Annotated in this window: 5 protein-coding genes; all 5 read right to left on the bottom strand. The window is 39.3% G+C overall.

Translation table 11 applies throughout. The features are described 5' to 3' along the window. Positions 1–191: 191 nt before the first annotated feature. Positions 192–698 carry a helicase gene (locus tag BAU16_RS09505; RefSeq protein WP_137605850.1) on the bottom strand — a complete coding sequence of 169 codons (507 nt, stop codon included), beginning with the start codon at positions 696–698 and terminating at the stop codon, positions 192–194. 2 nt (positions 699–700) lie between these two features. Continuing rightward, positions 701–1549 (bottom strand): sce7725 family protein, encoded by an 849-nt coding sequence (locus BAU16_RS09500; RefSeq protein WP_137605851.1) that lies wholly within the window; start codon positions 1547–1549, stop codon positions 701–703. 6 nt (positions 1550–1555) lie between these two features. Then, on the bottom strand, positions 1556–2218 hold the full coding sequence (locus tag BAU16_RS09495) for a hypothetical protein (protein WP_137605852.1): 663 nt from the start codon (positions 2216–2218) through the stop codon (positions 1556–1558). 91 nt (positions 2219–2309) lie between these two features. Next, a complete protein-coding gene (locus BAU16_RS09490; protein ID WP_137605853.1) occupies positions 2310–4193 on the bottom strand; it encodes an endonuclease MutS2 in 1884 nt (627 codons plus the stop codon). 333 nt (positions 4194–4526) lie between these two features. Then, positions 4527–5879 (bottom strand): TrkH family potassium uptake protein, encoded by a 1353-nt coding sequence (locus tag BAU16_RS09485; RefSeq protein ID WP_137605854.1) that lies wholly within the window; start codon positions 5877–5879, stop codon positions 4527–4529. Positions 5880–6007 lie beyond the last annotated feature (128 nt).

Here is a 6007-nt window from a genome sequence, read left to right as displayed (position 1 = left end):
CGCTTAATCTTAACATTCGCCATCCCCCGAGAACTTTGTATAATATATATTATGTAAACTAAAATATAAAAATTTAACAGCCCTCACTTAGATTCAGCTTTTTACTCGTTTCCCCCTCTTTTAAACCGTAATTATCGTCATTTATAGACGATAATCCTATTTTTATCCAAAAAATATTTTTTTCAAACAAATTAGCTTTTCTTAAATGTTCCAGCTAAAATAAAACGTTCTTGTGAATCAAAAATGTGTTTGTCATCACAAATATAGCCTCTAAGCCAATTGATACCATCAACTTTGCGAAGATAAAATCCTTTGGGGAATTCAACAGCATCATTCAAGATCTCGGATACCACGGTCACCGCAGCGTCCGGTGTTTTGTGCGTTGTTTTCAGCCCGTGACTGTTTGTTTGGATAAAATCTGTCAGACGTAAAAACGGTGCTACATCAACAGAACAGACTTTTAATCCAAATTTTTTCGCTCCGTCAATCATTTCTGATAAGGTTGCACCATGTTCAAAACCCAACTCAAACAAAGTAATTTCAGTTAAATCAACAATTTGAGCTTCTTTAGTAACTTCAAATAAGTCACTATTCAGCAATTTCTCACCAATCGGATTGATCAGAATATGTCTTTCCTTCAATTGTTGCAACAAGTCTTCTTTGGTAATTCCACCGATCATTACTTTCAGTGTTTTCATACTTATTCCTCCGTTAAAAACTGATTCATCACTTCTAAATGATGCATGATTGATGCTTTACGGATAATTCCCATTCCAGGAAATTTACGTTGTGCAGCAGCAGTAAGCAAAAGTTGCAACCCGGTTGTTTGTTTAATCGTGGACCAATGAGCAATTTCTTCCATGACTGCTAGGAATTTTTCTTTTTGACTAGGCAATTCTGCCGGTGAAAGAAAATGGTGAATCCGCAATGCTTCATTAGAAAAATAGACCAAATGAATACAAATTTCCGGTGATGGATAGCTCTTTTCATAGTAAATGCGACTATCCAAAGAAAAATCACTAAACCCGCTGAAGCCTCTTTTTTTATAGGTCAAATGTGTCGTAGAGAAAATTTCATCTGGACATTCCCCATAAAACTGATTTCGCGGCAAACGAGTAAAGACGTCCTCTGAAAGAATTAAATCGCCAGTTACCTTTTGTAATAAGCGAAATTCCGGAGGCACTAAAACAGCTCTTTGGTTGGATTTCCAATCGCTTTCCAGCGCCGGCATTGCCCGTTGGAGCACTAACATTCCGGCTCTCTTTTCTAATGTTTCTAAAGGTTGATCTAAAATTTGGCCCCGATGCACGGTCATCATCTGCAATGTTTCATAGCCAGAAGCAGTCAAAAAATCCCCCGCTTGCGGATTTTCAATCAATGTAAATGGTTGGTTGACAGCTTCAAATTGCAGAATCACCTTTTTTAGCGCAGCTGAATTTTTAACCGGTTCAATAATTGGATGGATTTTTTCTGATAATAAATTTTGTTCTGACAACTCACGTAAAGCAATCAGATCAAATTGTTTTCCACGAAAGTAAGGATAATACATAGTGTTTCAGTCCTTTTCTAATAAGCGGGCTTCTAAATCAAAATACGCCTGCCTCGTTACTTCTAATTCTTCTTTCAGGGCTTCAATTGCCTGTGCCTGAGTTTCTTCAATAAAACGGTCGTAGTAATTGACACCGCCGCCAAAGAGATCATATTCTGGTTGGCGTTTTTTTAATTCTTCATAGAGCTGGTCGGTGGAAAAAACACGCAAACCACGAGCAGTGCGCTTTGCCTTCCCTACTTCCCTTGCCTGTGCCGAAATCAAACGATACAACAAGGCATTCTCAGCAACCGTCAACTCTTGACGTCGAGGTTTCTTTTCAATCGTAAAATAGCCAGGAACCTCTTCTTGATCGATGTATGCGTGATAAACCATCACACCGATAGCAGGCGGTATCTCCTCTTGAACAGCTGCATAAAGAGCTTCTGGCAAAACAAAATAATTATAATGACCAATAAAGGATAATTTTGCTTTGGAACGAAAATCGGCTTTTGATACTTTCAATTCAAAACACCGCCATTCGAAATTTTCTTCTACTAAACGACAGCTTAGAGTATCCACGATTCCTTGATCTTCCGGCATCGTCACTTCTTCAACCACGACTTCGCCATTTTCACGACAATAATAATACAATGTTTCTTCCATTTGCAGAGTTAATGGTGTTTTCATATTCTTCCCTACCTTTTGTTCTACTATAAAACATATGTTCGTTTTTGTGAAGTCCAAAAGAAAAAGAACCGGGAAAATTCCCGATTCCTTGCTATTTCTGCTGGCGTTTTTCAGCGAGTTTTCTCAACTTCTTGTGGGCTTTTTTAGAACCACGTTCAATATCACGAATAAATTTTTGTTCATGATAATCGGTAAACAAACTGTCCAGATCATAGTTTTCAGGATACAACTTATCGTAAGAAGTAATCAGCTTTAGGCGTTGGAGCGGTAATTCTAACATTTCACCATTGTACACCAAAGCATTTTGTTCCTGATAGTCATAAAAAATGCCATAGCCGTGATCTGTAGTAAATACCCGATCACCTTTATGAAATTTGGGTGTTTCCTTTTTAGCGAATGACACTTTTTTTGAAGAAGTAAAACGGTGCTTCTGAGTACCATACTCTTTTCCCGATAAATAGTCTTTCGCTTTTGTGATGACCTCTGGATCGATTCTCATCTTCTCTGCAATCCAAAAGGCATTACTGTCTCCGACTTGATTCATCATCAATTGATATTTCGGTGTCAAAGTCGCAGCGTCGAACGCCATTGCTGCGGTGATAAAGTCTTCGTGGGCCAATGCAAAATCCTTAATCTCGCCATAATGGGTCGTTGCAATGACAATGGCCCCTTTTTGATACATAGCTTCCATCAAGGCGATTCCCAAAGCAGCTCCTTCTTTCGGCTCTGTTCCACTCCCAATCTCATCCAATAAAATCAAGGCGTGTTTCTTAGTATGAGCCAAAATATGCGAAACATTTTGCATATGCCCAGAAAAAGTACTCAATGCATTTTCAAGACTTTGTTGATCGCCAATATCGATAAAGAGATCACTAAAGATTGGAATCGATGATTTACCGCTATTTTCTACGAACAAACCAAACATCGTCATCAGAGAAGTTAAGGCAATTGTTTTTAAGACGATTGTTTTTCCGCCGGCATTCGGTCCGGTGATAATCAATCCGCGAGCATCTTTTCCAATCGTGACTGACAAAGGAACCGCCTCTGTTCCTAATAGTGGGTGTTTTACCTGATCCAAGAAAAGAAAATCCTCATCATTCACCGTGACCGGCGCACCATTGATGGAACGGCTAAACTTTCCACGGGCAAAAATCAAATCTAATTCCATCACGATTTCTTTGCAGGCACTAATCTGCGGCATTTCTTCTGCGATCAACCCTGTCAAGAATGCCAAAATTTGGTACACTTCAGCAACTTCTTCTGCCTTTGCCAATAGGAGTTCGTCATTTAACTTTCTTACCGCCTCTGGTTCAATAAAGACTGTCGTTCCCTTATTTGACCGTTCAATAATCTGTCCTTTGATTTTTGATTGAAATTCACTTTTTACAGGTAATGTGTAGCGATCATTTTTAACTAAAACCATTCGTTCCTGCAAATAAGCTTGGGTCGTACCGCTCTTTAAAAATTTATTGAAGGCTTTTTCAATGTCTCCTTCAAGCTTTTGGATTCTTCCCCGAATTTTTCGTAAGGCTCGGGAGCTTTCTGATTTCACGCGATTACCGGCAATCATTCCGATAATATTCTCGGTAATTTTTTCAAAGTCTGTCAGCATGTTGCTATATTTAAAAAGCGTTGGCAATTGAAATTGATTCTTTTCAAAAAGCTGTCTGATTAGACGAAAGGAGCGCAAAAAATCACTGTACTCCACCAATTCATTGGCTTCTAAAATCATGCCCTTCTCAATCTTGTCCGTCAAATGACGGATCTGTTTCATTCCCATGAAAGGAACGTGTTGACCAGAAGCCAACAGCAACATGGCCTCTTTTGTTTCTATTAAACGTTTCTCGACGGTAGTCAGAACGGTAGACGGTTGCTTATCTATCAACAACGATTTTGCTTCATCACTGATAGCGAATTTGATTACTTCTTCTTTGATTTTTGTAAATTCAGTCTCTTTGTATACTTTTGTGTCCATGTTTGATTCCTTTCCCCCATGAACACCTGCCAGGGGCTGCTAAAACTCGTTAAATTAAAAAAGGCGATAGGATTCACCTATCACCGTAGTCAGCTTATCTTCATTGACAGGTATCTATAGGCATGCCAAATAAACATCGAAATTTGTCTATCTGGATTCAATTGCTTGATTAGATACCTAGCACACTCACAAAACATTCCTCTTTCTCTAACGAGTCTTCATAAGGTAGTATACCGGAGTTTTTCAAAAATGAAAAGAAAAAAATTCTATTACCAGAAAAAGTCCAGCTTAATCTTCCACAATTACCAGGAAGAACAAGCCGGACTTCAATTTTTACCCAATCATCACCGATTCTTCTGGATATTTGATTGGTGATTCTTGTCTATTTTTTGTCAGCAATGAAAAGACGACTGTCATGATTCCCACACGGCCGATAAACATCAAACTAATAATAATCAGCTTTCCGATCAAAGTTAGGCTTGGCGTCAAGCCCATTGTTAAACCAACTGTTCCAAAGGCAGAAACGACTTCAAAAACGATATATTCCAAACCTAGTTGATTGACATCTGGAATCGTTTCGGTCACGGATAAAATCATGGTACTTACGATACATAGTGTCAAAGTGATGAAAAACAGTGTTAGCGCACGTGACACCGCCGCATTTCGAATGGTTCTGCCGCCAAATTCGGCTTCCGTCCGTCCTTTGAAAATACTTTTGACCTTAATCAGCAAAACCCCAAAGGTCGTGGTTTTCAATCCACCGGCTGTTGAGCCTGACGTACCACCAATGAACATTAGAATGATGGTTAAAATCAACCCGGCATGGGTCATACTGAAATAATCTACAGAAAAATAACCCGCCGTTCTTGGAGTGACAGCCATGAACATCGTATTGAAGAAGCGCTCAGCAAAATTTCCTTGTGCCAAAACTTCAGCATTGCTTTCTGTCAGCATGAACCCCAGCGTACCAAATACAAGTAAGCCCATCGTCACAGAAATTGCAATTCGGCTGTGCAAACTGATTTTTTTTCTTTTGCGATAGCCGAGCAAATCTGACCACACAAGAAAACCAAGACCCCCAGAGACAATCAAAAACATAACCACGCTTAATACCCAAGGGTCCTTTTGAAATCCGACCAGACTATCCCCGAATAAATCAAAGCCTGCATTACAAAAACTTGAAACAGCATGAAATAGGCTGAACCAAGTACCTTTGACAACACCGTATCGAGGAATGAAATCAATCATCAGCATCCCCATTCCTGCTAGTTGAATCGTTCCGGCAATTTTGATAATTGACCACATCAAATGGACGCCACCACCAGTTTGTTCCATATTCAACGATTCTCGCAGCAGCATCCGTGTACTGAGACTAATTTTTTTGCGGGATAAAAAGTAAAACAGAACCGGCAGAGACATGAAACCAAGTCCACCAATCTCAATCAAAATCAAAATGACTGCTTGACCAAATAAATTCCAATGTTCCGCAGTATTCACTGTCGTAAGTCCGGTAACACACGTCGCGGAGGTCGCGGTGAACAATGAATCGATAAAGGGTGTAAATTCTCCAGTTTGACTGGAGATCGGCAGACTTAGAAGTGTTGCTCCCAATAAAATGATCCCGGCAAATCCAAAGGTGATCATTTGTGGTGCAGTCAGATCATATCTGCTGTAACGTCTTTTCATTTCTTAAATCCTCTTCATTCTTTTATCATTTATTCTCTAACTCCTCTAAGAATAAAGGAAAATCTCCGCTTAGTAAAGAATACTAATCAGAAATTTTCCCGCTTTTAGTATAAAGAATCAAAAGAATC

The organism is Enterococcus sp. JM9B, assembly GCF_009933265.1.
GTDB classification, from domain to species: Bacteria; Bacillota; Bacilli; order Lactobacillales; family Enterococcaceae; genus Enterococcus_C; species Enterococcus_C songbeiensis.
The sequence above is the reverse complement of the archived record's forward strand: the minus strand, read 5'-3'. Positions and strand labels throughout refer to the sequence as shown.

Excerpts from the sequence above, each read along its gene's own strand:
- BAU16_RS09495 (WP_137605852.1), bottom strand. The coding sequence starts at position 2,218 with ATGAAAACACCATTAACTCTGCAAATGGAAGAAACATTGTATTATTAT.
- BAU16_RS09490 (WP_137605853.1), bottom strand. The coding sequence starts at position 4,193 with ATGGACACAAAAGTATACAAAGAGACTGAATTTACAAAAATCAAAGAA.
- BAU16_RS09500 (WP_137605851.1), bottom strand. The coding sequence starts at position 1,549 with ATGTATTATCCTTACTTTCGTGGAAAACAATTTGATCTGATTGCTTTA.
- BAU16_RS09485 (WP_137605854.1), bottom strand. The coding sequence starts at position 5,879 with ATGAAAAGACGTTACAGCAGATATGATCTGACTGCACCACAAATGATC.
- BAU16_RS09505 (WP_137605850.1), bottom strand. The coding sequence starts at position 698 with ATGAAAACACTGAAAGTAATGATCGGTGGAATTACCAAAGAAGACTTG.